The sequence below is a fragment of the Pseudomonas sp. G5(2012) genome, assembly GCF_000408945.1.
Lineage (GTDB): Bacteria > Pseudomonadota > Gammaproteobacteria > Pseudomonadales > Pseudomonadaceae > Aquipseudomonas > Aquipseudomonas umsongensis.
In genome coordinates this window covers 1-799 of record NZ_APIO01000200.1, presented here as the reverse complement: position 1 = coordinate 799, position 799 = coordinate 1, and the positions used below count along the sequence as shown (strand labels likewise).

Annotated in this window: 1 protein-coding gene and 1 pseudogene; one reads left to right on the top strand and one right to left on the bottom strand. The window is 61.8% G+C overall.

What is annotated here, in order from left to right:
• Positions 1-23: 23 nt before the first annotated feature.
• The gene (locus PG5_RS32515; protein WP_008035470.1) at positions 24-233 is read right to left on the bottom strand and encodes a cold-shock protein; all 210 of its coding nucleotides are present in this window, start codon (positions 231-233) and stop codon (positions 24-26) included.
• A gap of 164 nt (positions 234-397) precedes the next feature.
• On the opposite strand from PG5_RS32515, the pseudogene PG5_RS32510 reads away from it, so the two are divergent.
• A pseudogene (locus PG5_RS32510) lies at positions 398-799 on the top strand (glycerol-3-phosphate 1-O-acyltransferase); the annotation flags it as partial.

Below are 799 nucleotides of genomic sequence, written 5' to 3'. Positions count from 1 at the left end.
GCTGCGATCTTTTGATCTCAGGATTACAGCCCCACCACATCCTCAGCCTGCAAACCCTTCTCGCCAGTCACCACCCCGTACTCGACCTGCTGGCCTTCAGTCAGCGAACGGTGCCCCTCACCGCGAATCGCGCGGTAGTGCACGAACACGTCCACCCCGTCCTCGCGTTGAATGAAGCCGTAGCCCTTGGCGTCGTTGAACCACTTCACATTGCCGGTTTCGCGCGTTGCCATCTCAGTACCCCCTTGTTTTTATTTTGAGCGCCCGAGTATATGACAGGCGCAGAAACTCTCAACTACAGATTGGTTGAGTGCTTTTTTGCCGATTTTCGACGAATCCGGCACACTGTCTCCCGCCCGAGCAAACGCTCGGTTTTATTCACTCACGCAGAAGCCGTATGACCCGCTCCCCGTTCCGCCGTCTTGTGTTTGGCACCCTGCGCCGACTGTTGTACCTCTGGGTTCGCTCGGAGACGATCAACCAGTCGTCGTTCACCCTCAACCTCGACCGCAGTCGCCCGGTGTTCTACGTCCTGCAAAATCCTTCGTTGACCGACCTGGCCGTGGTCGACACCGAATGCACCAAGGCCGGCCTGCCGCGTCCGGTGCTGCCGGTATCGGTGGGCAACCTGCTGGAACCGGCCGCGTTCTTCTACCTGACACCGGACCCGGACTGGCTCGGGCGCCAGGACAAGCGCGGCGCACCGCCCACCTTGACCCGCCCGGGCAGTGCCTTGAGCCAGAACGCCGCCGAAGAGGCGCCGAGCATTTCGGCGCGCGGGTTCTGGGGGCCGGTGGCG

Coding starts and splice junctions, on each gene's coding strand:
- PG5_RS32515 (WP_008035470.1), bottom strand. CDS start 233: ATGGCAACGCGCGAAACCGGCAATGTGAAGTGGTTCAACGACGCCAAG.